This is a genomic window from Cryobacterium tagatosivorans (genome assembly GCF_004402215.1).
Classification (GTDB): Bacteria; Actinomycetota; Actinomycetes; order Actinomycetales; family Microbacteriaceae; genus Cryobacterium; species Cryobacterium tagatosivorans.
Genome location: NZ_SOEZ01000023.1, coordinates 41,543 through 66,385, shown reverse-complemented (window position 1 = coordinate 66,385; position 24,843 = coordinate 41,543). Strand labels below are relative to the sequence as shown.

General features: G+C 71.4%; 21 protein-coding genes. 10 read left to right on the top strand and 11 right to left on the bottom strand.

Features of this window, described 5'->3' with window-relative positions; all coding sequences use genetic code 11:
* The first annotated feature begins 60 nt into the window (after nucleotides 1–60).
* Both E3O23_RS04375 and glf read left to right on the top strand, forming a co-directional pair.
* Nucleotides 61–1,362, top strand: a complete 1,302-nt coding sequence (locus E3O23_RS04375; RefSeq protein ID WP_134488532.1) for a nucleotide sugar dehydrogenase — start codon at nucleotides 61–63, stop codon at nucleotides 1,360–1,362.
* A complete protein-coding gene (glf, locus tag E3O23_RS04370; RefSeq protein WP_134488530.1) occupies nucleotides 1,362–2,519 on the top strand; it encodes a UDP-galactopyranose mutase in 1,158 nt (385 codons plus the stop codon). Before E3O23_RS04375 ends, glf begins: the two co-directional genes overlap by 1 nt.
* Before the next feature lie 25 nt (nucleotides 2,520–2,544).
* On the opposite strand, the gene E3O23_RS04365 is transcribed toward glf, so the two are convergent.
* Genes E3O23_RS04365 through E3O23_RS04350 form a run of 4 tightly spaced genes read right to left on the bottom strand, consistent with a single transcriptional unit; the run spans nucleotide 2,545 to nucleotide 8,397 of the window.
* Nucleotides 2,545–4,458, bottom strand: coding sequence for a glycosyltransferase (locus tag E3O23_RS04365; RefSeq protein WP_134488528.1), 1,914 nt, complete (start codon nucleotides 4,456–4,458; stop codon nucleotides 2,545–2,547).
* 49 nt (nucleotides 4,459–4,507) lie between these two features.
* Nucleotides 4,508–5,770, bottom strand: a complete 1,263-nt coding sequence (locus E3O23_RS04360; RefSeq protein WP_134488526.1) for a lipopolysaccharide biosynthesis protein — start codon at nucleotides 5,768–5,770, stop codon at nucleotides 4,508–4,510.
* A 1-nt stretch (nucleotide 5,771) separates the two neighbouring features.
* Nucleotides 5,772–7,073 (bottom strand): O-antigen ligase family protein, encoded by a 1,302-nt coding sequence (locus tag E3O23_RS04355; protein WP_134488524.1) that lies wholly within the window; start codon nucleotides 7,071–7,073, stop codon nucleotides 5,772–5,774.
* Nucleotides 7,074–7,092: 19 nt separating this feature from the next.
* Nucleotides 7,093–8,397, bottom strand: a complete 1,305-nt coding sequence (locus E3O23_RS04350; protein WP_134488522.1) for an O-antigen ligase family protein — start codon at nucleotides 8,395–8,397, stop codon at nucleotides 7,093–7,095.
* A 94-nt stretch (nucleotides 8,398–8,491) separates the two neighbouring features.
* On the opposite strand from E3O23_RS04350, the gene manA reads away from it, so the two are divergent.
* Entirely contained in the window at nucleotides 8,492–9,772 is a 1,281-nt protein-coding gene (gene manA / locus E3O23_RS04345; protein WP_134488520.1) for a mannose-6-phosphate isomerase, class I, read from the top strand.
* Nucleotides 9,773–9,897: 125 nt separating this feature from the next.
* Here the strand turns inward: manA and E3O23_RS04340 are convergent, their stop codons facing one another.
* Nucleotides 9,898–10,854 (bottom strand): GlxA family transcriptional regulator, encoded by a 957-nt coding sequence (locus E3O23_RS04340; RefSeq protein ID WP_134488518.1) that lies wholly within the window; start codon nucleotides 10,852–10,854, stop codon nucleotides 9,898–9,900.
* A gap of 92 nt (nucleotides 10,855–10,946) precedes the next feature.
* Here E3O23_RS04340 and E3O23_RS18010 point away from each other — a divergent pair, with 92 nt between their 5' ends.
* The 5 genes from E3O23_RS18010 to E3O23_RS04320 all read left to right on the top strand — a co-directional run bounded on the left by E3O23_RS18010 (nucleotide 10,947) and on the right by E3O23_RS04320 (nucleotide 17,175).
* Nucleotides 10,947–11,084: a hypothetical protein gene (locus E3O23_RS18010; RefSeq protein ID WP_166790400.1), complete on the top strand. Its 138-nt coding sequence runs from the start codon at nucleotides 10,947–10,949 to the stop codon at nucleotides 11,082–11,084.
* A 57-nt stretch (nucleotides 11,085–11,141) separates the two neighbouring features.
* Nucleotides 11,142–12,116: a UDP-glucose 4-epimerase GalE gene (galE, locus tag E3O23_RS04335; RefSeq protein WP_134488516.1), complete on the top strand. Its 975-nt coding sequence runs from the start codon at nucleotides 11,142–11,144 to the stop codon at nucleotides 12,114–12,116.
* A gap of 145 nt (nucleotides 12,117–12,261) precedes the next feature.
* Nucleotides 12,262–12,579: a WhiB family transcriptional regulator gene (locus E3O23_RS04330; protein ID WP_134488589.1), complete on the top strand. Its 318-nt coding sequence runs from the start codon at nucleotides 12,262–12,264 to the stop codon at nucleotides 12,577–12,579.
* A gap of 113 nt (nucleotides 12,580–12,692) precedes the next feature.
* Entirely contained in the window at nucleotides 12,693–15,740 is a 3,048-nt protein-coding gene (locus tag E3O23_RS04325; RefSeq protein ID WP_134488514.1) for a glycosyltransferase, read from the top strand.
* Nucleotides 15,730–17,175, top strand: a complete 1,446-nt coding sequence (locus tag E3O23_RS04320) for a DUF5719 family protein (protein ID WP_134488512.1) — start codon at nucleotides 15,730–15,732, stop codon at nucleotides 17,173–17,175. Before E3O23_RS04325 ends, E3O23_RS04320 begins: the two co-directional genes overlap by 11 nt.
* A 34-nt stretch (nucleotides 17,176–17,209) precedes the next feature.
* Here E3O23_RS04320 and E3O23_RS04315 read toward each other — a convergent pair whose 3' ends face one another.
* On the bottom strand, nucleotides 17,210–17,659 hold the full coding sequence (locus E3O23_RS04315) for a metallopeptidase family protein (RefSeq protein WP_134488510.1): 450 nt from the start codon (nucleotides 17,657–17,659) through the stop codon (nucleotides 17,210–17,212).
* 45 nt (nucleotides 17,660–17,704) lie between these two features.
* Here E3O23_RS04315 and E3O23_RS04310 point away from each other — a divergent pair, with 45 nt between their 5' ends.
* Together E3O23_RS04310 and E3O23_RS04305 are read left to right on the top strand one after the other, a co-directional pair.
* Nucleotides 17,705–17,938: a DUF3499 family protein gene (locus E3O23_RS04310; protein WP_134488508.1), complete on the top strand. Its 234-nt coding sequence runs from the start codon at nucleotides 17,705–17,707 to the stop codon at nucleotides 17,936–17,938.
* On the top strand, nucleotides 17,935–19,368 hold the full coding sequence (locus tag E3O23_RS04305; RefSeq protein ID WP_134488506.1) for a phosphomannomutase/phosphoglucomutase: 1,434 nt from the start codon (nucleotides 17,935–17,937) through the stop codon (nucleotides 19,366–19,368). The genes E3O23_RS04310 and E3O23_RS04305 overlap by 4 nt, the downstream gene beginning before the upstream one ends.
* Before the next feature lie 89 nt (nucleotides 19,369–19,457).
* On the opposite strand, the gene E3O23_RS04300 is transcribed toward E3O23_RS04305, so the two are convergent.
* The 5 genes from E3O23_RS04300 to E3O23_RS04280 are packed head-to-tail and all read right to left on the bottom strand — an operon-like array spanning nucleotide 19,458 to nucleotide 24,726.
* A complete protein-coding gene (locus tag E3O23_RS04300) occupies nucleotides 19,458–20,765 on the bottom strand; it encodes a DUF58 domain-containing protein (RefSeq protein WP_134488504.1) in 1,308 nt (435 codons plus the stop codon).
* A 7-nt stretch (nucleotides 20,766–20,772) separates the two neighbouring features.
* Nucleotides 20,773–21,744: an AAA family ATPase gene (locus E3O23_RS04295; RefSeq protein WP_134488502.1), complete on the bottom strand. Its 972-nt coding sequence runs from the start codon at nucleotides 21,742–21,744 to the stop codon at nucleotides 20,773–20,775.
* On the bottom strand, nucleotides 21,741–22,979 hold the full coding sequence (locus E3O23_RS04290) for a DUF4350 domain-containing protein (protein ID WP_134488500.1): 1,239 nt from the start codon (nucleotides 22,977–22,979) through the stop codon (nucleotides 21,741–21,743). Before E3O23_RS04290 ends, E3O23_RS04295 begins: the two co-directional genes overlap by 4 nt.
* Entirely contained in the window at nucleotides 22,976–23,611 is a 636-nt protein-coding gene (locus E3O23_RS04285; RefSeq protein ID WP_134488498.1) for a DUF4129 domain-containing protein, read from the bottom strand. The genes E3O23_RS04290 and E3O23_RS04285 overlap by 4 nt, the downstream gene beginning before the upstream one ends.
* A complete protein-coding gene (locus tag E3O23_RS04280; protein ID WP_134488496.1) occupies nucleotides 23,608–24,726 on the bottom strand; it encodes a hypothetical protein in 1,119 nt (372 codons plus the stop codon). The genes E3O23_RS04285 and E3O23_RS04280 overlap by 4 nt, the downstream gene beginning before the upstream one ends.
* Nucleotides 24,727–24,843: the final 117 nt, after the last annotated feature.

Below are 24,843 nucleotides of genomic sequence, written 5' to 3'. Positions count from 1 at the left end.
GGCGGGGTCGCAGCCCGCCCCCGGCGGCCGCCGCTGCTCCGCCCGGGTAGACTGGACCCCATGCGTATTGCCGTTGTCGCGCTGGGCAAGATCGGTTTGCCCCTCGCCGTCCAGTTTGCTGATCAGGGTCATGATGTCGTTGGAGTCGACGTCAACCCCGCACTCGTTGACCTGGTCAACGCGGGCGTCGAGCCGTTCCCGGGCGAGGCCGAGCTGCAGGACAAGCTCAGCGTCCTCGTGCCCGCGGGCCGACTGCGCGCGACCACCGACTATGCGGAGGCCATCCCCGGCGCCGATGCGGTCGTCATCGTCGTGCCGCTCTTCGTCAACGACGAGACCTGGGCGCCGGACTTCGGCTGGATGGATGCGGCGACCCGCTCCTTCTCCGAACACCTCACACCGGGAACCCTGGTCTCCTACGAGACGACCCTCCCGGTCGGCACCACCCGTACCCGCTGGAAGCCGATGATCGAAGAGGGCTCCGGACTCGTCGAGGGCACCGACTTCGACCTGGTGTTCTCTCCGGAACGCGTGCTCACCGGCCGGGTCTTCGCCGACCTGCGCAAGTACCCGAAACTCGTCGGCGGACTGTCGGAGGCCGGCGCGCGCCGCGCCATCGACTTCTACGAGCAGGTGCTGACCTTCGACGAACGCCCCGACCTCGCACGCCCGAACGGCGTCTGGGACATGGGCACCGCGGAGGCCGCCGAGATGTCGAAGCTGGCCGAGACCACCTATCGCGACGTCAACATCGGGCTCGCGAACCAGTTCGCCCTGTTCGCGGACAAGGCCGGGGTCGACGTGTACGCCGTCATCGAAGCCTGCAACTCCCAGCCATTCAGCCACATCCACCGGCCCGGGATCGCCGTCGGCGGGCACTGCATCCCGGTTTATCCGCGACTGTACCTCTCGACCGATCCAGACGCTGAGATCGTCCGCACCGCGCGCACGCTCAACGCGTCGATGCCCGGCCGGGTCGTCGAGCAGGCCGCAGGCCTGCTGGGCAACCTGACCGGACTCACCGCGCTCGTCCTCGGCGCTGCCTACCGCGGCGGCGTCAAGGAGACGGCGTTCTCCGGCGTCTTCCCGACCGTCGAGGCCCTCACTGCGCGCGGCGCACACGTCGTCGTGCAGGACCCGCTCTACACCGACGAGGAACTGGGCCGGTTCGGCTTCACCCCCTACGTCCAGGGCCAGGGCGTCGACCTGGCGATCCTGCAGGCCGACCACGCCGAATACCGTGACCTCACCCCGGCCGACTTCCCGGGCATCCGGCTACTCGTCGACGGGCGCAACGCGACGTCCCCGGAGAAGTGGGCAGGCGTTCCGCGCCTGGTCATCGGCGCCGGAGGTGCGAGCTAATGGATCTCGTCGTCGTCGGGTCAGGCTTTTACGGGCTGACCATCGCGGAGCGAGCCGCGACCGAGCTCGGCCGCAAGGTCGTCGTCATCGACCGTCGTCCACACATCGGCGGGAACGCCTACAGCGCGAACGACCCGGAGACCGGGATCGAGGTGCACCAGTACGGGTCGCACCTCTTCCACACCTCCAACGTGCCCGTGTGGGAGTACGTCAACCGGTTCACCGCGTTCACGAACTACCAGCACAAGGTCTACACGAACCACAACGGGGTCGTGTTCCCGCTGCCGGTCAACCTCGGCACGATCAACCAGTTCTTCGGGGCGGCCTATTCGCCCACCGAGGCTCGGGAACTGATCGCGGGCCAGGCGGCCGAGTTCGACACGAAGACCGCCGCGAACCTCGAGGAGAAGGCGATCAGCCTGATCGGGCGTCCGCTGTACGAGGCCTTCATCCGCGACTACACGGCGAAGCAGTGGCAGACCGACCCGACGGAGCTCCAGGCGGAGATCATCAGCCGGCTTCCCGTTCGCTACAACTACGACAACCGCTACTTCAACGACACGTTCGAGGGGCTGCCCGTCGACGGGTACACGGCCTGGCTCGAGCGCATGGCCGACCACCCGAACATCGAGGTTCGCCTCGACACCGACTTCTTCGATGAGAGCCAGGCGATCAACAAGGCAGCCACGGTCGGCCAGGTCCCCGTGATCTACACCGGTGCCATCGACCGCTACTTCGACTATGCGGAAGGGGAGTTGTCCTGGCGCACGCTGGATTTCGAGCAGGAGGTGGTCCCGGTCGGCGATTACCAGGGAACATCCGTGATGAACTACGCGGATGCCTCCGCGCCGTTCACCCGCATCCACGAGTTCCGTCACTTCCACCCGGAGCGGGGCCACTACCCCACCGACAAGACCGTCATCATGCGCGAGTTCTCGCGCTTCGCGACCCGCGACGACGAACCGTACTACCCGGTCAACACGCCCCAGGACCGCGCCAGGCTGCTCGCCTACCGCGAGCTGCAGGCGGGGGAGCCGGACGTGTACTTCGGCGGACGCCTCGGTACCTACCAGTACCTCGACATGCACATGGCGATCGGCTCCGCGCTGAGCATGTTCAGCAACAAGCTCGAACCCGCCTTCCGCGCCCGCGCGTAGCGGCCGCCCTCGCCGACGCAGCGGCTCAGCGACCGAGCGTCTTGTTCCACTCCTCGACCGAGGTGATCTCGGGCAGCGCGTCCCGGTACTGGCGGGCCAGCTCGGGCCAGCGGCGACCGATTTCCCGGTGCAGGCGCCAGCTCTCGCGCAGCATCCGTCGGAACTGGCGCCGGTCCCGGGTGTACCAGGTCTTGCCGGCGCCGTCGGCGGTGGAGACCAGGGCGCTGTCGAAGTAGGGCAGCCGGAACCACACGCCGTCGCGCTTGGAGAGCTCCACCTGCGGCCGCTCGACATTGGCCGGGGCCGGCTTGACCAGCCAGTGTCTGGCCACCATCTGGGCGGTGAAGAGGACCAGCGCCAGGCCGCGGGGTCCCTTGGCCTGCTGGGTGCCGGCCGGGATCGGGTAGACGCGCTTGCCTTCGTTGGTCACGGGGGTCTCGGCATCCGATTTCAGCACGCGCTTCTCACGGAAGTCGGCGGCCTGCGCGCGGAGCTCCGCGAGCTTGGTCGGCAACGTCGCGTGCATGTGCGCGGGGCCGCTCAGCACGTCGCGCATGGCCTGCTGGCGCAGGGCGACCGGGTAGTACTGCATCGAGAGGAGGTGCTTGATGTCCCAGATGCGGCTGTCGCGCAGGAGGTCCCCGCCGCCGGCGAACGGCGAGTGCAGCAGCGCGGCCACGAACCGGTTGCGGGCGTGGAAGTAGGCCTGCCAGTCGATGGAGTCGTCCTTGTCCAGCCAGGACACGTGCCAGAGTGCGGCGCCCGGCAGGCTGACGGTCGCGAAGCCGGCCGCGCCTGCCCGGAGGCAGTACTCCGCGTCGTCCCACTTGATGAAGGCGGGCAGGGACAGCCCGACGGTCCGGAGCACCTCGGTCGGGATGAGGCAGAACCACCAGCCGTTGTAGTCGGCGTCCATCCGGGCGTGCATCCAGCGGGTCTGGCGCAGATTGCTGAAGCGGAAGTCGTGGGGGACCTTGTCGTGCGGCTGCGAGTGCCAGACGAACGGCTTGAGGTCGACGGTCTCGGCGAAGGCGTGCAGCACCGGACGGTCGAGCAGGTCGAACATGTGGCCGCCGACGAGCACGGGACGCCGGCTGAACCGGCCGAACTGCAGGGCGCGGAAGATGCTCTCGGGCTCGACCTTGACGTCGTCGTCGAGCAGCAGCACGAAGTCGCTCTCCGGCCGGTCGAGCGTTTCGGCCATCGACCGGGCGAAACCGCCCGAGCCGCCGAGGTTGGGCTGCTCGATGACCTCGAGCTGGGCGCCGAGCCTGGCCGCGACATCCGGGTAGGCGCCCTGGGCGCTGACCTTGTCGTTGCCCTGGTCGACGAGGAACACCCGGTCGATCTCGCCCAGCAGCGCACCGCTGCCGGCGAGGGCGTCGAGCGTTGCGACGCAGTAGTCGGGCTTGTTGAAGGTGGTGATCCCGAGGGACACCTTGCCGGTCCGGACGGGCCGGTCCGGGGTGGCCCAGCTGCCTCCGCGGAGCACGAGGGGCTCGGTGCCGGCGACGATGTCGAACCAGTACCAGCCGCCGTCGCCGAAGGTGACGACGGGGAGGTCGACGCTGGTGCTCAGTGTGCCGGCCAGGGTGTGCGACTCGACGCGCTGGGCGATGCCGTGCGCGGTCGACCGGTAGATCATCAGCGTCCCGGCGCCCTCGGTTGTAAGGCTCAGGCGAACCGAGCGCACCGTCGTCCAGTGCTGCCAGTAGGACGCGGGGAACGCGTTGAAGTAGCTGGCGAAGGAGACGCGCTGGCCGGCTTCGATCCGGATGCTCTCCCGCGAGATCAGGTCATCGATGTGCGCGTTGTCGCTCACCCGGGTCTCGGTGTCGCCGAATCGCGCCCAGATGTCCGCGTCGAGGTACAGCGAGAGCACATCGGGGTCGTTCTCCAGCGGGAAAACCACGTTCTGAATCGTTGTCCAGTCAGTCAATCGTTCGTACTCCGTTCAGCTGCGCCGGACGTCGCGTCCGACTACGAGCCTACCGTCCGGCGTCGGGCAGCCCTCCGGGCACCGCTTCGGTGCGCGGCAGCCGCGGGACCCGCAGGAACGGGCGCAGCACGATGAGTTGCACCGCCAGGACGCTCACCTCCGCGGCGGCGAGCCCGAACGCGAGCCCGGAGACCCCGAACAAAAGCGTCAGCGGGATCATCAGGGCGCTTCCCACGACCGCGCCGACGATCGTGCTGACGGCGAGCGCCTTGGTCAGCCCGAACGCGTTCATGCAGGCGAAGCCGGTCAGCTGGGAGGCCAGCAGGGCGCCCAGGTTGATCCCCATCGCCACCGCGAGCGGCAACGGGATGCTCAGGGTCCCGCCCGACAGGATCGAGCCGGCCCAGGGGCCGAGCAGCGCGTAGCCGAGCGCGCCGACCCCGCCGAGCAGCAGCGAGACCCAGGCGACCCGCCGGGCCCGGAAGACCTGGATGTCCATGTCCCTGGACGGCACGTAGCCCTGGGCCACCTGCACGATGGGCCGGGTCGAGTACAGCGCGAGGCGCACGATCCGCTCGGCGAGGGCGTAGCTCGCCGTCGCCTGCGGGATGAAGATCCCGACGAGGATGACCGGGACGTTCACGTAGAGCGACGAGGTGACCGACATCGTCACGGATGCCGAGTGGCCGCGGAGGTTGCCGAACGCGGGCCGGGGCGACAGGGACAGCGTCCAGCCGGGGTAGCGGCGCAGGATGTCCCAGGTCGTGAGCACGGTCGCGGCCACGACACCGACACCCTGTAGCAGGGCGAACCACAGCGCGTCCCCGGTCGCCATCAGGGCCAGGGCGCCGATGACGGTGCCCACGTTGCGGGGGAGGGAGTCGAGGAGCAGGAAGCGAATCGGGCTGGACTCCCCGACGTAGAACCAGCCGCCGCCCAGGGCCGCGAGCACGCCGGTCAGGACGGTCACGGCCGCCAGCGCCGGGTCGCCGCGGGAGACCGGGATGGCGATGATGACGGCCACCGGCAGGATCGGCACGCAGAGCCACAGCCGGCTGAGCAGGGAGTCGAGGTAGAAGCGCCCCCGTTCCCGGTCGTCCATCACGGCGACCGTCGTCGGGCCGGTGACGCCCCAGCCGAACACGGCGACGACGAAGGCGAAACCGGCGACGGCCTGCGCGACGGCGATCGTCGCCCAGGCTTCCGTCCCGGCGAAGATGATCACGGCCGGGATGACGGCGATGCTGATCACCCCGCTGATCACGACGGACAGGCCGTAGCCGCCGGTGAACCTCAGCAGCCGACGATTCACGCTAACCCTCATACCGGTGCGGCTGCCGCGCCAGGGCGCTCCGCCAGCTCATGCCCTGGGCCGCCTTCACCGAGCAGACCAGCAGGAGCAGCCAGCCGAACTCGACCAGGATCGTGCTTTCCGCGGCGGAGATGACCAGCAGCACCGCGAGGATCAGCGCCGGCCAGACATGAACGAAGGTGCGCTTGTTCGAGGCGAGCAGCCAGGACCGCACGAAGGCCAGCCCGACGAGGGCGACGAAGGCGAGGAAGCCGACCAGGCCGGCCTGGAAATACACGTCGAGGAATGCGTTCAGCCCGGATGACTGGTCGCGGCCGGTGACGAAGTCGAGCCAGCCGTAGGGGGTGACGTTGTTCGGCCAGTACCCGGCCCAGCCCCAGCCCTCGAGCGGGTGCAGGCTGATCAGGCGCCACATTTCGCGCCACAGGGTGTAGCGCACCTCGAATTCACTGCCCGCGTTGAGCAGCTCGATGATCCGGCCGCGCGCGATCCAGGCGCCGATCAGGCCGATGATGGTCGCGCCCAGGAGGCCGAGCTGGAGCATCCAGCGTCCTTCGGCCGGCGTGCGGCGCAGCCAGTACAGGGCGAGGGCCGAGACGCCGACGAACAGTGCGACGAGCACGATCACGGGGGAGCCGGCGAGCAGGATGCAGAGCCCGGCCAGCACGAGCGAACCGATTGCCGGTCCCCGGCGCAGCGACCGGGACCGAAGCTCCACGGCGAAGGTGATGAACGCGAGGAGCGCGACCAGGCCGAGCACGTTCCGCGAGCCGAAGATGCCCTGGATCGGACCGAACCGGGCCAGGTTGCCCTGGATGCCGAGGAAGGTGATCGGAAGGTCGAGCAGCAAACCGGAGAGCACCTCGAGGGCGAGGGAGAGCCCGAGCAGCACCCGGAGCACATCGCCGGTGGCGCGCACGATCTGGATGGTGTCCCTGGCCAGGGCGATATACACGGCCAGGAACGCGAAAGCCAGCTGGTAGCCGACCCCGGCGAGGGTGACCAGGGTGTACCCGCTCCACACCGTCGTCAGGGCGCACCAGGCCAGGAAGACGAGGATCGAAATCGGCAGCAGACCGTGCCACTCGATGCTCGCGCGCCGGGCGTAGAGCGAGAACGCGGCCAGGGCCACGAGGCCGACGAGCACGGCGACGAGCCCGGGCCAGCCCATCACGCTGCGCAGCAGCGTGATCGAGAACGCGACGCCCAGGGCCACGTGGGTGAGCGAGGTCGCGAACCGGGGCGAGGCCAGGATGCGCGCGAGAGCCGTCGGAACGTCGGAATTGTTCGCGCGGGGGATCATGGCTATTCCACGCTATCGCCTACGGCATCGGCGTGATGGACGCCCGCTGACGTTTCGTCATCAAGGCCAGCACGCAGAGCAGGACCCAGCCGAATTCGACGAGCATCCGGCTTTCGGCCACGCTCTGCGCCACCAGCGCGGCCATCAGCAGCAGCGGCAGCAGCGCGGACGCGGTGTACGGGGCGTTGTCGGCCAGGCCGAGGCGCGGGCGGTCGACCGCCAGGAACCAGGACCGCCAGAGCGTGGACAGCACGAGTGCGGAGAACACGAGGAGGCCGAGGATGCCCAATTGCAGCCAGACGTCCAGCCACGCGTTGTGCGCCTGCAGGTAGGTGACTCCCTTGCGCACGGCGAGCCCGTCGAAGGGCTCCACCCAGGGTGCCCAGTAGCTCACCCAGCCCCAGCCCTGCACCGGGCGCTGGGCCGCCAGGTCGGTCACGCTCGCCCAGATGTCGAACCGGCCGGTCAGGTCGGAGCTCTTGCCGAACAGGCCGAGAAGCTGCGGCATGAAGGCGATCAGCGCCCCCACGACGGCGACGACGGATGCCCCGGCCGTCAGGTACACCGGCCGGCGTCCGTCGGCGCCCACCCGGCGCGCCCACAGGGCCAACAGCAGGGTCAGGCCCACCACGGCGGCGGCCAGCGTGACGGTCGCCGAACGGGTGAGCACGAGCATCAGCACGGCGAGGGCCAGCCAGGCGATCCCCCAGCCGCGCCGCACGGTTCCGGCGGCCAGCTGCACGGCGCAGACGATGACGGCGAGCAGGGCGATGAAGCCGAGCAGGTTTCGGCTGGCCACGATGCCTTCGATCGGCCCGCCCTGCAGCAGCAGGCCGCGGGACCAGTAGAACGCCTGCGGCACCTTGTCCGTGCCGTAGTCGACCCAGAAGGGGAGCACCGCGTGGCGCACGAATAGCCCGACCCAGAGCTCGAAGAGCAGGGAGAGCCCCAGCACCCAGCGCAGGGCGACCGAGAACGTGCGCAGCAGTTCGGCCCAGGTCAAGGTCAGCGCCAGGAAGAGCGCGGTCAGCGTCGTCGCCCACTGGAGCGTGAGGCCGATCGCGCTCGCCCCCGGGTAGAACGACCAGGCGAGCGACAGGGTCGCGAGGCCGAGGACGGCGACGAGCGATTTCGGGAAACTGCGCCACATCCAGTCGGGCTTCAGGCTGGCCAGGCCGACGACGCAGCCGACGACGAGCACCAACGCGATCGCGCCCCACCCCCACCAGTCGCCGAGGTTGCGCCAGAACTGGCCGGCGAGCAGCGTGAACAGCAGGAGCGTCGCGAAGGCGCGGACGACGAGACGGCTGCGGACGGCGGGCATATGACCAAGGGTAGTGGCGCGGCGCCCGGGCGAATGCGGCCGCACCGAGGCGCCATTGGTAGTTTGGTCCCACGGAGCGAGGCAGGAGCCAGCCATGTTTGTGGGCATAAGCAACACACCGCGGGATTACGCATGGGGTTCCCCGACCGCCATTGCGACCCTGCTCGGGAACGAGCCATCGGGAAAGCCCGAGGCCGAGCTGTGGCTGGGCGCGCACGCCGGATCGCCGTCGAAGATCGTCGATCCGAGCCTCACCGGCGGAGCCGCGGACCTTGCCGAGTGGATCGCCGCGGCACCGGAGACCGCGCTCGGCGCCGAGATCGCGGGGAGCTCCACGCCTCCCCGGCTGCCGTTCCTGCTGAAGATCCTGGCGGCCGGCGGCCCGCTGTCGCTGCAGGCGCACCCCTCGCCGGAGCGAGCCCGTGCCGGGTTCGCGCTGGAGAACGAGGCCGGCATCCCGGTCGATGCGGCCGACCGGAACTACCGCGACCCGTTCCACAAGCCCGAACTCATCTACGCGCTCAGTGAGACCTTCGAGGCGCTCTGCGGCTTCCGCGAGCTCGGCGAGATCCGACGGATCCTGGCCGAGCTGCGCGCCCTGGACGCCGCGAGCGACGAGCCGCAGGCCGGGGCCCTGGACGCGCTCGAGACCCGGCTGCTCGGGCCCGACGCGCTCCACGACGTCGTCGACTGGCTGCTGCGCGACGGACACGGCGGCGACACCGGGGAGGTCGCCTGGCTCGTCGAGCGCGTGGTCGAGCTCGCCCGGCATGCCGCCTACCTGGCCGAGGGCGGCGCCGACGTCGGCTTCGCGGCGGAGCTGGCCTGCGTCCGGGACCTGGCCGAAACCTACCCGGGCGACCCGGGCATCGTGCTCTCCCTGCTGCTCAACCACGTGTCCCTCCGGCGCGGCGAGGTGCTCTACCTGCCGTCGGGCAACATCCACGCCTACCTCTCCGGGCTCGGGGTCGAGGTGATGGCCGCCTCGGACAACGTGCTGCGCGGCGGGCTCACGCCCAAGCACATCGACATCGACGAGCTGCTCGACGTGCTCGACTTCACCCCGCTGCCGGTGCCGTACCTGCCCGCGTCGCCCGACGCGCCCGGGGTGTCGGTGTACCGTCCCGACGTGCCCGACTTCCGGCTCGTCCGGATCGACGCGGATGCCGCCGGCACCGGCGAGGTGCCCATGCGGCAGGTCACGCTGACGGGGCCGGCGATCGCCATCTGCACGGCGGGCGGGTTCCTCGTGGCCGGCACCGCGTCATCCGCGAGCGTCAAGCGCGGCGAGGCGGTCTACATCACCCCCGACGAGGGCGCCGTCACCTTCGCCGGCGCCGGCGAGGTCTTCCTCGCCACCACGAACACGCCCTAGCCCCTCGCCAGGCGCCTCCCTCGACAGCCGCCGCTGAGATGCGGAAAAAGTACCTTCCCCGGCCGAACGAAGGTGCGTTGTCCCGCAATTCAGTTCCCGGCACGGGCCTGGAGCGCACGACGCGCTCAGCCCGCGCGGCGGCTGCCGAAGGCCCGGCGGTAGGCCGTCGGCGTGGTCTGCAGCACCTTGAGGAAGTGGTGGCGCATCACAGCGGCCCCGCCGAAGCCGGTGTCGCCGGCGATGGCCTCCAGGCTCCGGTCGGTCTCCTCGAGCAGCTGCTGCGCCCGGAGCAGCCGTTGGCGGTTGAGCCACGCTGTCGGCGTCGTCCCGAGGTCGGCGCGGAACCGGCGGGCGAAGGTGCGGGGCGACATCAGCGCCTTGCGGGCGAGCTGGTCGACCGTGAGCTCCCGGTCGAGGTTTAGCATCATCCATTCGGTGACGACGGCGAAGGAGTCACTGCGGCTCTCCGCCACCGGCGACTGGATGAACTGGGACTGCCCGCCGTCGCGCTGGGGAGGGACGACCATCCGCCGGGCGATGATGTTCGCCGCGGCCGCGCCGAGCTCCTTGCGCACGATGTGCAGCGCGGCGTCGATCCCGGCCGCGGTTCCGGCCCCGGTGACGACCCGGCAGTCCTCGACGAACAACACGTCGGGGTCGACGTCGGTCTCCGGGTAGGCCCGGGCGAGGTCCTCCGCATACATCCAGTGCGTCGTGCTGCGGCGCCCGTTCAGGATGCCCGCCTCGCCGAGCACGAACGCCCCGCTGCAGACGCTGAGCACCCAGGCGCCTCGCGCCTCCGCGTCGCGCACGACCCGCAGGATCTCCGGGTGGATCCGGGCGCCCGCCTCGTAGGCGGGGATCGCGATCAGGTCGGCGTCGGCGGCGGCGGCGAGGTCCTCGTGCACGAGGATGTCGAAGCCGAGCTTGGTGCGGATCGGACCGGGTTCCGCGGCGGTGACGTGGAAGTCGAAGACCGGGCCGCCGTGCTCGCTCCGGTCGATGCCGAAGACCTCGCAGATGACCCCGAACTCGAACGGGGACATTCCGGGCAGGGTGACGCAGACGATTTTGCTGAGCATGACGGGCTCCTTGGCCGAATTGGCGGGAATGTGTCGATTGCTGGCGATTCTGCCACTCGCGGCAGTAAGTCGCAATGCATAGATTTTCTGCCATGACCATCTTCCTGCTGATCCTCGGCGCGCTCGCCCTCTGGGGCGTGCTGGCCACCGCCTTCGGGCTCGACGGCGACGGCTACGGCCGCCCCGAAATCCGTGACCGCAACCGAGGCCGGAAGCACCTGACGCCCTGACGTTAGGCTGTTCGAAGCGGCAGCGTTCGGTTGCCGGCCGGAGCAGTGAGGGCACACATGGCTTGGTTAGTCACCGGGGGAGCCGGATATATCGGCGCCCATGTTGTTCGGGCCTTCCTGGCGGAGGGCATCGACGTCGTCGTGATCGACGACCTCTCCAGCGGCCACGCCGAGTTCGTTCCGGACGGAGTGCCCTTCGTTCGCGGCAGCATCCTCGACGCCGGGCTGCTGCGCCGGACCTTCGCCGAGCACGACCTGGGCGGCGTCGTGCACGTGGCCGGCTACAAGTACGCCGGCGTGTCCGTCCGGCGCCCGCTGCACACCTACGAGCAGAACGTCACCGCGACGGCCACCCTCCTCGGGGTGATGGAAGAGGCCGGGGTGAACCGGATCGTCTTCTCCTCGAGCGCCGCGGTTTACGGCACCCCGCACACCGATCTCGTCACCGAGGCGACACCCAAGAACCCGGAGTCGCCCTACGGGGAGTCGAAACTCATCGGCGAATGGCTGCTCCGCGACCAGGGAGTGGCGGCCGGGCTCCGGCACACGTCCCTGCGCTATTTCAATGTCGTCGGCTCCGGTGCGACTGACCTGCGCGACACCAGCCCGCACAATCTCTTCCCCCTTGTCTTCGACGCGCTCGCCGCCGGACGCACCCCGCGGATCTTCGGTGACGACTATGCCACCCCGGACGGAACCTGCGTGCGCGACTACATCCACGTGTCCGACCTGGCGATCTCCCACGTGGCGGCGGCCGGCCGGCTGGATGCCGGGGAGCCGATCGAGCCCGTCTACAACCTCGGCAGCGGCGAGGGCGTCTCGGTCGGCGAGATCATGACCACCGTGGCCGCGGTCACCGGGATCGACTTCACGCCCACCCGCGAACCGCGCCGTCCTGGCGACCCCGACCGCATCGTCGCATCCGGCGAACTCGCCGCCCGGGACCTGCGCTGGAGCATGCGGCACAGCCTGGACGACATGGTGCGGAGCGCCTGGGAGTCCCAGCAGGCGGCTTCCGCCCCGAATGGGTGACAGGTTTTCGATCCTTGGGCGAGTCGAAACCCTAGAGCCAATATCGAGGGTTTACGATTTGCGACTTGACGTACGGGGAACTACACCGATGTAATTAGTTCAAGACACGCAAGGAATGCGCGTCGCACAAGGGGTGGGAGACGATATGTCAATATCTGGGTATCGTAACGGGGTTCCTGAGGACTGGTTTGTCGATCCAGTTCGCTTGGGAGTACCCGGAGTGCGCAAGGAAACGGGAGATGACAATCCCCTGGGGTGGCAGACGGATTCGCTCTGCGCCCAGACCGATCCTGAGGCGTTCTTCCCCGAAAAGGGCGGCTCGACGCGCGATGCGAAGAAGATCTGCGCATCCTGCGAGGTTCGGACGCAGTGCCTGCAGTACGCGCTCGCCAACGACGAGCGGTTCGGGATCTGGGGCGGACTGTCGGAGCGCGAGCGCCGCAAATTGCGCAAGCGAGCCTGACGACGTCGCGCTCCTGGGCCCTGGGCCCAGGGGCTCGTTTGTCCGTGCCGATTTAGGGCGCGCCCCCCGGGCTCCGGGACGGCGGGCGATCCCCGACCTAGGCTGTTCCCGATATGCAACCGCGAGTCACCGCCATCCTTGTCGCCCGTAACGGCGCGAATCACCTTGAGCGAACTCTCGAGGCCCTCGCGGCCCAGACCCGGCGTCCCGACATCGTGGTCACGGTCGACTGCGGGTCGACGGATGCCACGGCGTCGCTGCTCGCCGGATTCGGCCCCACCCACTTCATCTCCGCCGAAGCGGACCTCAGTTTCGGGCAGGCCATCGCCGCCGGGGTGAAGGTCACGGCCCCGCCGGAGTCCGCCCACGAAATGCTGTGGCTGCTCGCCCAGGACAGCGCGCCGGAGCCCGGCGCGCTCGCCGCGCTGCTCGGCGGACTCGAGATCGCGCCATCCGTCGCCGTGGCGGGGCCCAAGGTCATGGAATGGGACGCCGGCGACTACATCCACGACTTCGGCGAGTCGATGACGTCCTTCGGCGCCACGGTCACCCTGGTCGAAAGCGAGCTCGACCAGGGGCAGCGCGACGGCATGAGCGATGTGCTCGCCGTCAGCGCCGGCGGGATGCTCGTGCGGCACACCGTCTGGAACGAACTGGGCGGCTTTGACCCGGGCCTGCCCGCCGTCGACGACTCCCTCGACTTCTGCGTGCGCGTAAGGATGGCCGGCTATCGCGTGTCCGTCGTCGCCGCGGCCCGGGTCGCCTCCGCGGGCGACGGCGTCGCCGGCCCGGACGGGTCCTCCCGGGGACGCCCGCGCCGCAAGCGCCTGCGGATGGAGCGCGCGGCCGCCCTGCACCGCCGCCTGGTCTACGCCCCCGCCTGGGCCGTGCCGTTCCACTGGTTGTCGCTCATTCCCCTCGCCTTCCTGCGCTCGATTTTCCAGCTGCTGAGGAAGGAGCCCGGGGCGATCCCGGGCGAGTTCTCCGCCGCGTTCGGGGCGGCCCTCCGCGGGATGCGGGTGATCCGAGCGCGCCGTCGCTTCGCCGCGACGCGCAAGCTCGGCTGGGCCTCGATCGCCGGACTGCGGGTGCCCACGGTCGAGGTGCGCCGCCGCCAGGCGCTCAAGCGCGAGGCCAGCCTGACCGGCGTGCGCGGCGACCGGCCGGAGATCCGCTTCCTGGCGGCCGGCGGCGGCTGGAGCGTCATCGCCGCGGCCGCGGCCGGAGTCGCCGCCCTCGCCCCGCTGCTCGGTGCGCGCACGCTCACCGGCGGCGGGCTCCTGCCGCTGGCGAAGACCCCCGCCGAGCTGTGGCTGGCAACCGGTTACGGCTGGCGTGACATCGGCCTCGGCTTCGTCGGTGCCGCCGACCCGTTCGCCGCCGTGCTCGCCGTGCTCGGCTCGATCTTCTTCTGGGCGCCGTCCTTCGCCCTGGTCGCCCTGTACTTCCTGGCCTTCCCGCTCGCCGCCTTCGGCGCCTGGATGGCCGCCTCGCGCCTGACCGAACGCGGATCCCTGCGGGCGGTCGCGGCCGTGCTCTGGGTGCTGGCGCCGCCCTTCCTGACCGCCCTCGCGGCCGGTCGCCCCGCCGCGATCCTCGTGCACCTGCTCCTGCCCTGGCTCTTCTTCGCCGGCTACGCCGCCGCCCGGTCCTGGTCGGCGTCGGCCTCGGCCGCGCTCCTGTTCGCCGCCATCATCGCCTGCGCACCGTCGCTCACGCCGGCGCTGCTGATCGGCTGGATCGTGTCCGCCGCGCTGAGCGGCCGCAGCGTCACGCGGTTCATCGGCATCCCGATCCCCGCCCTCGCCCTGGCCGCGGCCCTGGTCTGGGACCAGGGGCTCCGCGGAGCCTGGCTGTCGCTGCTGGCCGACCCCGGGGTTCCGCTCCCGAGCCACCCGGTCTCCGTGTGGCAGCTGGTGCTGGGGTTCCCCTCCGGCGAGTTCGGCGGCTGGACTCCGCTCCTCGACACGCTCGGCATCCCCGGCGTGGATGCCGAACTCCTCGTCCCGATCCTGCTCGCGCCGCTCGCCGTGCTGGCCGCCGCAGCCCTGTTCCTGCCCGGGGCCCGGGCCGCCGGCTTCGCCGTGCTGGCCGCGGTCCTCGGGCTGGCGACCGCCATCATTGCCGGAAACCTCTTCCTCGCCTCGGTCGGGGCGCAGCCGGTCGGCGTCTGGGTCGGGTCCGGACTCAGCCTCTACTGGCTGGGCATCGTCGGCGCCGTGCTCTGCGCGCTCCGCGGCCTGCGGATGTACGCCATCGCGCCCGCGGTGACGGCCGGCATCGCCCTCCTCATCGTCGTCGCCCCGCTGACCGGGGCGCTGTACCTCGGAACGTCCGCCGTTGCCTCCGGCGGCGACCGCACCCAGCCCGCCTTCGTGAGCGCCGAGGCGCAGACGAACTCGCGCGTCGGGACGCTGCAGATCACTCCGCAGCCCGACGGCGGCATCCAGGCCACCGTGGTCCGCGGGGCCGGCGTGACCCTCGAGGAGCAATCCACGCTGTCGAGCACCGACCGGAGCCTGGACGCCCGGGAGCGCGAACTGGCCGTCCTGGCCGGCAACCTCGCCTCGCGCAGCGGCCTGGACGCATCGGCGGGCCTGAACGAATTCGGCATCCGCTTCGTGCTGCTCCGCCCGGCCGCGGTGACTCCGGTCGGGGCGGGCCGATTCGCCCCGGTCACCCCGGAGGCGGCCGAGACCCTCACCCGCACGACGACGGCGATCGACGGCAACGCCGCGCTGGCGCCGGTGGGCGACACGACCTTCGGCCGCCTCTGGCGGCACGACGCCGAGGCCGCCGACCTGGGTGACGTCGCGATCCCGGCGCACGCCGGCGGAGTGCTCGGCCTGGTCGCCTTCCTCGTGGCGGCCGTGGTCATCGGGGCGACCGTGCTCCTGTCCATTCCCACCGGGGCGGGACCCGAAGCCGTCCGCCAGGCCAACCGGGACGCGATTCGGCGCGCGGCGAAGGCGAACGCCAGGCAGAAGCGCCTGGCCAGGGCGAAGCCGGACCGCGCGGCGAAGCCGGACCGCGCGGCGAAACCGCCCCGCGGGGCGAAAGCCGCCCGTGCACCCGAACCGGGCTCCGCCGCGGAACCGCGCGGCACCGCCGAGCCGGCCGACCGATCCACGACCCCGGAGGAGGGCGACCGTGCCCAGTAGCAGCGCAGTCCGGGTGGGCTCCCGGATCGCCGCCGGACTCGTCGGCCTCACCCTCGCCGTCAGCGCCGCGGGCGCGGCGGCGCTCATTCCGTGGCCGACCGTGACGGTCACCCCACCGTCCGCGGAGGTCGAGCCGATCCCCAGCGAGCAGCTGCGGGTCTGCCCCGGCCCGCTGCTCACGCTCGCCGAGGATTCGGGCCAGGCCCAGTCGGCCACCTCCATCGGATCGGCGACCGCCGTCTACGGCACCACCTACGGGGCGAATGCGCCCGGCGAGATCGACGACGTCACCCCGCTCGTCGCCGGCGACAACGCGCGCGGAGCACGCGACGGCGGCCCCCTGCTCCTCCGCGTTCCCGCCCCGGAAGGCGCCACGGTGCCCTCGCTCGTGGCCGGAAGCCAGTCCCAGACGGCCGAGGGCGAAACCGTCGGCGGATTCGCGGCGGCCGCCTGCGGCGAAGCGGTCGCCGACGCGTGGCTCGTTGGCGGTTCGACCGACATCGGACGAACCAGCCTGGTGCTGCTCAGCAACCCGACCACCGTCGTCGCGAGCGTGGACCTGACCGTCATCGGCGAGACCGGCATCGTGGATGCGCCCGGCGCCAACGGAATCCTGGTGCAACCCGGCTCGCAGCGGATCGTGTCGCTCGCGGGCCTGGCCCCGAACCTCCAGTCGCCCGTCGTGCACGTGGAGGCACACGGCGGCCAGGTCGCCGCATCCCTCGAGCAGAGCCTCATCCAGGGGATCGAGCCCGGCGGCGTCGAGCTGCTCGAACCGGCGGCCTCCCCGTCGCTCACGCAGGTCATCGCCGGCCTGGTCGTCGCGGCCCAGGCGCCGGCCGCCGCGGAGACCGACGCCGACCACGTGCCCGACGAGATCCCCTCCGTCCGCATCCTGGCCCCCGGCGAAGAGCCCGCGCAGGTGGAGGTCGTCGTCGTCGGCGCGGCCGGCCCTGGCACCCCGATCAAGGTCGACGTCCAGCCGGGCATCGTCGCCGAGATCCCGTTGCCCGGCCTGGCCGTCGGAAGCTACGCGGTGCGACTGGTCTCCGACCAGCCGATCGTGGCCGCCGCACGCGCCTCGGCCGCCGACGGCGCAGGCAAGGACTTCGCCTGGTTTGCGGCCTCCGTCCCGTTCCCGGGCGACTTCATGGTCAGTGTCGCGCCCGGCCCCGCGCCCACCCTGCACCTGGTGAACACCGGCCCGGGCGAGGCATCCGTCACCGTCACGGCCGAAAACGGGTCGTCGGACACCCTCCCGGTCGGCCCCGGTGCGACGGCGTCACGGCCGCTGGGCGCCGGTGAGCGCTACGTCGTCGCGGGCGGCACGTCCCTCGTGGCCTCGGTGAGCTATGCGGGCCCCGGAATGCTGTCCGGATTCACGCTCACCCCGTCCGGCCCCCTGGCGGCGCCGATCCGGGTCTACCCGCGCTGACCGTTCCGCGGCTGTCGGCGACGTGCCGGCCGGATCAGAGGTGGCGGAACCGGTCGGGTGCGAGGTCCCAGGGGTCCTTGCCCAGAAGCTCGGCGATGGCGCGGAACACGCAACTCTCGATCACCATCCGCTGGTGGAACTCGTCGTTGCGGTGCAGCCGGCTCAGCCGCTGGATCGGCAGCCGGTAGAAAACGATGCGGCGCTCGGCCGCGTTGACCCGGTAGCGCTCGACCCCGACCCCCGGGATCACGGCGTTCGGCCCGGGGGCGACCTCGAAGATCACGTCGGCCAGTTCCGGCCAGACCCCGCGCAGGTAGTCGACGGTCGAGGCGATGGTCATGTCGAACAGGTCGATCCGCGTGCGCAGCGGCGGCAGGTACGGCCCGGTCGCCGAGCTGCGGATTCCGCGCCCGTGCCGGTCCCGGCCTCGCCCGCGAACGGTGGGGGCCGATGCCGGATCTGCGGAACGGCGTGATCGGGGCATGTTGCCATCCTACTTCCGGCTGCGCCGGCGGTACCCTGAAGCACTATGTCAAACCGGCCGTGTTCCCGAATCACCTGCACCGATCCGGCCGTAGCCACGCTGACCTTCGTCTACGCCGACGCGATGGCAGTGCTCGGCCCGCTCTCGGCCGCGCACGAACCGCACGCCTACGACCTCTGCGACCGCCATGCCGCGCGCACCTCCGCGCCCCAGGGCTGGCAGGTCGTGCGCCACCGCGTGATGGGGGATCCGGCGGGTGAGGTAGGTTTTGGGGCATGAGTTCCGCCCTGAACGATGACCTTTCCCACCTCAACACCATCGTCAAGGCCTATGACGTTCGCGGTCTCGTCGGCAGCACGCTGACGACCGACATCGTCGCCGCGCTGGCGGCCGGATTCGTCGACGAGGTCGGCGCGGCCGGGGCCGAGGTCGTCGTCGGGCACGACATGCGCGATTCCTCGCCGGAGTTCGCCGCCGCCTTCACCCGCGGCGCCCGCGCCCGCGGGGCCGACGTCGTCTCGGTCGGGCTCTGCTCCACCGATGAGAGCTACTTCGCCTCCGGCAGCCTGAACGCGCCCGCGGCCATGTTCACGGCCAGCCACAACCCGGCCAGCTACAACGGTATAAAGTTCTCCCGCGCCGGCGCGCAGGGCATCAGCATGGACACGGGCCTCGGCGCGATCCGCGACCGGGCCGCGGTCTACCTGGCCGAGGGCATCCCCGAGGTGGCCGAGCCCGGCGGAGTCCGTGACCTGGATGTGCTCGCCGACTACGCGGCGTACCTGCGCGCGCTCGTGGACCTGTCGGACATCCGGCCGATCAGGATCGTGGTCGACGCCGGCAACGGGATGGGCGGGCTGACCGTCCCGGCCGTGCTCGGCGAGGCCGTCGGCCTGGCCGGGCTGCCGATCGAGATCATCCCGCTCTTCTTCGAGCTCGACGGCACGTTCCCCAACCACGAGGCCAACCCGCTCGATCCGGCCAACATCGTCGACCTGCAGCGGGCGGTCGTCCGGCATGGCGCCGACCTCGGCCTGGCCTTCGACGGCGACGCCGACCGCTGCTTTGTTGTCGACGAGACCGGCGGGGCGGTCAACCCGTCCGCCGTGGCCGCGATTGTCGCCCTGCGCGAGATCACCCGCGTTCGCGCCGCCCAGCCCGACGGGGAGATCGTCGTCCTGCACAACCTGATCACCTCGCGGGTCGTGGAAGAGACGATCGCGGCCGCCGGCGCCGTCCCCGTGCGCACGCGGGTCGGGCACTCGCTGATCAAGGACGAGATGCGCGAGACCGGGGCCATCTTCGGCGGCGAACACTCGGCGCACTACTACTTCCGGGACTTCTGGGGCGCCGACAACGGCATGCTCGCCGCGATGCACGTGCTGGCCGAGTACGGCAACCAGGACCGCCCGCTGTCGGAGCTGTCGGCCCGCTTCACTCCCTACGCGCTGTCCGGCGAGCTCAACTCGACCGTCGAGGACGTGCCGGCGGCGTACTCGCGCATCGTTGAGGCCTACACCGGCAGGGCCGATTTCGATGAGTTCGACGGGCTCACCGTCACCGGCCTGACCAGCGCGGATGAGCCGTTCTGGTGGTTCAGCGTGCGCCCGTCCAACACCGAACCGCTGCTGCGCCTGAACGTCGAGGCGGCCACCCCCGCCGCGATGGCCCGGGTGCGAGACGAGGTCCTGGAGCTGATCCGAGGCTAGCCCCTCGTCGACGGCGACTGTTCCCCAGTCGGACAACTGTTGCCGGCGTACCAGCCACAGTTGTCCGACTGGGCCACACTTGCCCGTGCCTAGAGCCGGCCGGCAGCCTTGAGCGCGATGTACCGGTCGGCCAGGGCCGGGGGCACCGCCGCGGGGGAGCCGGTGACGACGTCGGCGCCCAGTTGGCGGATCGCCGCCGAGACGCGGCCGATGTCGAGGATGGCCCGCTCGGCCGCCGCCGCGCGGTACACCTGTTCCCGGTTGCCGCGTTCCCCGGCGGCTTCGGCCAGGGCCGGGTCGGTGACGGAGGCGACCAGGACCGTGTGCCGGCGGGTCAGCTCCGGCAACACCGACAGCAGGCCGGTCGCCGCCCCGGCGGCATCGACCGAGGTGAGGATCACGACGAGGGCGCGCTGGCTCGTCACCGCGCGAACCTGGCCGGGGACCGCCGACCAGTCCACCTCGATCAGCTCCGGCTCGATCAGAGCCATCGCGTCGACCATGCGGGAGAGCAGCTCCGCGCCCTGGGCGCCGTGCACGCGGCCCCGAACCCGCCGGTCCCAGGCCACGAAGTCGACCCGGTCGCCGGCCCGCGAGGCCAGGGCGGCCAGCAGCAGGGCGGCCTCGAAGGCCGTGTCGAGGCGCGGCTCGTCGTCGACGCGCGCCGCGGAGGTGCGCCCGGTGTCGATGACGATGACGACGCGGCGGTCGCGCTCCGGCCGCCAGGTGCGCACCATGACGTCGTTCCGGCGGGCCGTGGCGCGCCAGTCGATGGAGCGCACGTCGTCGCCGCGCACGTACTCGCGGAGGGAATCGAACTCCGTGCCCTGCCCGCGCACGAGGAGGCTGGTCCGTCCGTCGAGTTCCTTCAGCCGGGTCAGCCGGGAGGGAAGGTGCGCCCGCGCGGTGAACGGCGGCAGCACCCGGATGCGCCCGGGCGCGCCCAGGGTCGCCTGCCGCGCCCAGAGTCCGAGGGGGCCGATCGACCGAACCGTCACATGCAGGGCCCGGCGTTCGCCGCGGCGGAACGGCGTCAGCAGCAGGGAGACCACGCGGCGCTCCCCGGGTGGGATGGCGACCGGCGTGCGGTTGTTGCCGGCTCCGGCGGACGGCTGCCAGGCGTCCCGCACGACCCCGTGCAGCGCACGCCGGCCGGTGTTTGTCAGGGCGAGGCTGCTGGTCACCGTCTCGCCGAGCCGCACCCGGCCGGGCAGGTCGCGCTCGAGGGCGAGGCTCCGCGGCGACGCCGCCAGCGACAGGTCGAGCAGGCCGAGCGCCAGCACGAGCCCGAGCCACACCCCGAGCACGCCGAGCGCCTCCGGCACCGTCCGCCCGAGCAGCACGATCGGCAGGGCGCCGAGGGCGACGAGTGCGACGAACCGTCCGGTGAGAGCCATCAGGGGGTTAGATCGGAACCTGGAGCTGCTGCACGATCCCGCGCAGGATGGCGTCGACCGAGACCCCCTCGAGTTCTGCTTCCGGGCGCAGCTGGATTCGGTGCCGCCAGACGGGCAGCACCATCGCCTGCACGTGGTCCGGGGTGATCGACTCGTACCCGCCCAGCCACGCCCAGGCCTTCGCGGAGGCGAGGAGGGCCGTGGTCCCGCGCGGGCTCACGCCCAGCCGCACGGATGGGCTGCTGCGGGTGGCTCGGGCCAGGTCGACGATGTAGGCGAGGACATCCGGGCTGGAACCGACGGAGGCCACGGACGCCTGCGCCGCGGCCAGCTCGGCCGAGCCGAGCACGGCGCTGACGCCGGCGCCGGCCAGGTCGCGCGGGTTGAAGCCGGTCGCGTGCCGGCGCAGCACTTCGAATTCGGCGTCGCGTTCGGGGATGTCGAGCACGAGTTTGAGCAGGAAGCGGTCGAGCTGGGCCTCCGGGAGCGTGTACGTGCCCTCGTATTCGATCGGATTCATCGTCGCGGCCACGATGAACGGCTCGGGCAGCGGCAGGGAGACGCCGTCGACGCTCACCTGCCGTTCCTCCATCGCCTCGAGCAGGGCCGACTGGGTCTTCGGCGGTGTCCGGTTGATCTCGTCCGCGAGCAGGATGTTGGTGAACACCGGTCCGCGACGGAACTCGAATTCGCCTTCGGCGGTGTCGTAGACGAGTGAGCCGGTCACGTCGCCGGGCATCAGGTCGGGGGTGAACTGCACCCGTTTCGTGTCGAGGCTGAGGGCATGGCTGAGCGCGCGCACAAGCAGCGTCTTGGCGACGCCGGGTACCCCCTCGAGCAGCACGTGTCCGCGGGCGAGCAAAGCGATGATCAGTCCGGTCACCGCGCCGTCCTGGCCGACGACGGCCTTGCCGACTTCGGTGCGCACCTGGGCGAGGGACTGGCGCAGCGTGTCGATGGCCGGGGCGGGAGTGGTCATGGGCTCATTCTTCCGTGTGGCGGGGGCGCGGCCTGGCGGCCGGCCGCGTGTTCGAGATCTGCCAGCCGGCCGGCGAGGTCGACGAGCTCGCGGTCGTTGGCCGGAATCGCATCGACGAGGACGGCTCCGACCTCTTCGGTCGTCCGGCCGGTGATCTCCGCGACGGCGAGCACGACCTCGTCGACACCGACGGTCCGAGGCAGGCCGAGCCGGGTGGCGAGGCGCAGGGTCGCACCCATCCGCAGCGCGTCGATGGCGTGCAGCCGGGCGTCTCCGCGCGCGTACAGCCGGGCCCGGCCCTCCATGGTCTCGCCGGCCCGCACCGTCACGGGCAGGTTCTCGGCCACCAGCGGCCCGAACCGGCGGCCGCGCCAGAGGAAGGAGGCCACGGCGGTGAGTGCCAGGAGGAGAAGCGTGGGAGTGACCCAGACCGGCGTCAGCTCCCCGAGCGAGGGCGGGCCGGTGTCGGCCAGATCGGCGAGCGTCGGCAGGTACCAGACGACCGTGTCGCCCTGGCCGAGGAGGTTGAGCGCGAGCGCCGCATTACCGAAGGTGTCGATCGATCCGTTGCTGAGCCAGGAGTCGTCGACGAGCAGGGTGAGGGTGCGGTCGTCCTGCCGGCGCTCGATCAGCCCGAACCGGTCGCCGTCGGCCGGGAAACACCCGGTCAGCGCCGCCGGGCCCTCCGGTCCGACCAGCGTGAGCGTGTTGCCGCCGGGCGAGAGCTCGCCCGCCTTGACGGCGGCCGGCAGGTCGCAGCCGGCCGCGGGCGACTCCGACCCGGACACGCCGCCGAACGCGACCTCCGGCGCCAGGGCCTGCAGGACCGCGAAGTGCGGATCGGCCAGGACGGTCCGCGGCGCGAGCGCCGCCATCTCGGCCAGCCGGGTGGCGTCCAGGTAGTCCTCCGCGTCCGAGAAGAACACCGTCGGATCGGCCGCCGCCCGGGCCGCGCTTCGCGCCTCCTCGAGGGTGTCGGCCGCGACCACGCTCACTCCATGGCTCCGCAGCACCTCGACCAGCGCCCGGCTGCCTGCCTCCGCCGCGTTGTCGGCGGCGAGCGGCGTCCCGCCCGCCGTGCTGCCGCCGGCCACCAGCGCGGCGGCGACCGACACGAGGATGGCGGCCGCCCCGGCCAGGATCCAGAACAGCCACCGCCGTCCGGCGACGCGGAGCGTTGGCGTCAGCGCGGGCGCGTTCGCCGCGGGCGGCCGCTCCCGCAGCGCGGCCGTCACGGCGCGGCCTTCTCGAAGAGGGGGTCCAGCCGGCGCGGACGCCGGTCGCGCAGGTCGAGCTCGAGGGCCCGGACCTGCAGGTACTCGTGCTCCGTCCCTGGGTTGCCGAGGTAGCGCACGCGGTCGAAGCAGTCGGCGGCCTCGGCCAGGCCCGCGGCATGCTCGGGGAAGGCGTCGGCCGCCCGTGCGGCGAAGGCGTGCGCCGTCGTGCCCGGCGTCACCAGCAGCACGGAGCGCTCGATCAGTCCCCTGGCCAGGGCCCGGAACATCTCCTGGGCGGCGAGGGTCCAGTCCCCGGCGGCGGCCGCCGCGGCGGCCGCGCGGCGCAGGTCATCCGCGCCGCGCCGGTCGTCGGTGCCGAACAGACGAGCGGGGACGCCGGCGCGACGAGCCGGCCGGGGCGGGCCGAAAATGAAGTACGCGGCCACCAGCGCGGCCACCAGCAGCACGGTCACAAGGAGCGGAACCCAGGGTGCCAGCAGGTTGTCGGACGGTGCCCCGAGCGAGCCGAGCCAGTCGAGGACCGCCTTCGAGAGCCGGTCGAACCAGGTCGGCCTGGCGGCCTGGTACGGGGCCTTCGCCAACTCCTCGCGCAGCCACTGCCGCGCTTCCGGCGCGTCGGGATCGATCATGCCCCTGGTGCCAGGTAGGGGTCGGCGAGGCCCTCGCCCCGGCCGGCCCCCGCCGCCTCGACGTAGCGCTGCAGGTCCAGGTCCAGGCCCTCTTTGCGCATCCGCAGGTCGATGTAGATCAGGGCGGTCGTGGCGGATTGGATGACCGCGGTCACCGCGCCGAGCCCGAGCGCGGTGAAGATGGTGAGCACGTACAGGAAGATGGAGGGAATCCAGGCCTCGAACGCGGCGTTCGGGTCGACCAGGGACACGGCGACCCCGAACAGCAGGCTCAGGGGCGTGGTCACGATCTGCGCGACGACGTTCACGATGGTCGCGACGAGGAACTGGACGCCGAGGGTGCGCCAGAAGTAGCCGCCGGTCAGGGACCAGGACCGGCTCACCGCGCGTCGGATTCCGAGCCGTTCCAGCACGATCAGGCTCGGCGCCAGTGACGTCTTCGTGAAAAGCCAGATCCACCCGGCGACGAGGGCCAGGCCGCCGAGGATGCCGAGGGCAACGCCCAGCCCCAGCCACGGGCCGCCGAGCGCGACGAGCAGCGCTACGCCGCCGACCAGGATTCCCGCGGGCAGCAGCACCGCGGCGCTGAGCAGCACGGCCCAGAGGACGAGCGGCCACAGGCGGCGGCCGGCGGCCCGCCAGAGCCGACCCAGGCTGAGCTTCTCGCCGAGCGTCCCCCTGGCCACCTCGACGACGATGATTCCCTGCAGCAGCGCTGACGCGATCACCGACAGGGCGACGGGGACGATCGCCGACAACACGATCGCGGCGATCGAGCCGGCCTCGACGGCGTCGCGCTCGGACGCGGAGGCACTGTCGATCCGGCCGAGGGCGAAGAACGTGACGAGGCCAACGACGACGAGGGTGACCAGGGTGATGGCGGCCTGGACGATCAGGGCACTGCCGAAGGTCGCTTTGGGATTCCGCCGCAGGACCTGGAACGGCGCCCAGAGCAGCGTGCCGAACCCGAGCGGGCGCAGCGGGATGAGGCCGGGCCTGGGGGGCGGGGTCCAGCCGGGCGGCTGCCCGCCGCCGGGTGGCGGCCCGTACGCGCCGAAGGCCGGCGCCGGAGCGTCGGCGCTCGTCGGGGGGAGCCAGCTCTGAGGGTCCGTCACACCATCATGCTGGCATACCCGCTGCCGAAATCACGATGATCAGGCTACTTGCGGCACCCTCCGCTACTCTTGTGCCAGAGATTGTACGACTCGACGTGGAATCCACGTGCGAGCTAA